We start from the raw sequence: 418 nt of genomic DNA, 5'->3' as shown, positions 1-418 counted from the left end.
GTTTTAAAGGTCGTCGTGACCTTGAAAAGTGTCTCAATAACTGGCTTGATGATTGCGAAATAATAGCGTCTTAGGCCGCGTTCCACGGCCTTTGCTTCACCCGACCCAGAGTCACCCAGGCACTTATTTGAAAGGCCCGTACTCCAAGCCGCAGGCAATCCCAGGTAGTAGGACCGCTTTTGGTTAATGAAGTCCATGCTTGAATTTGTGGCAGTCATATCGGGTTTAGCGCATTCAATAATGTCCTTGGCATCCAAGGCGACGTCGAACCCTTTTTTAAGACCCTCGGCAATGGCTTTGGCCTGGACAATAACCTTTTCAGAGTCACCCGACGCGACCGACGCCCTAAGCTCATGGAACTTTAGTTGGATGGCCTTTGACAGGTTCATGTTTTTGTAAAGGCTTGAGACCGTGAAAT

1 protein-coding gene is annotated in these 418 nt (G+C 48.8%); it reads right to left on the bottom strand.

Annotation, left to right across the window (positions count from 1 at the left end):
• The coding region (locus tag C1I93_RS31020; RefSeq protein WP_220039629.1) for a hypothetical protein at positions 1-389 on the bottom strand (389 nt) is incomplete at its 3' end.
• Positions 390-418: the final 29 nt, after the last annotated feature.

The organism is Micromonospora endophytica, from assembly GCF_003236305.1.
Taxonomy (GTDB): domain Bacteria; phylum Actinomycetota; class Actinomycetes; order Mycobacteriales; family Micromonosporaceae; genus Micromonospora; species Micromonospora endophytica.
The sequence above is the reverse complement of the archived record's forward strand: the minus strand, read 5'-3'. Positions and strand labels throughout refer to the sequence as shown.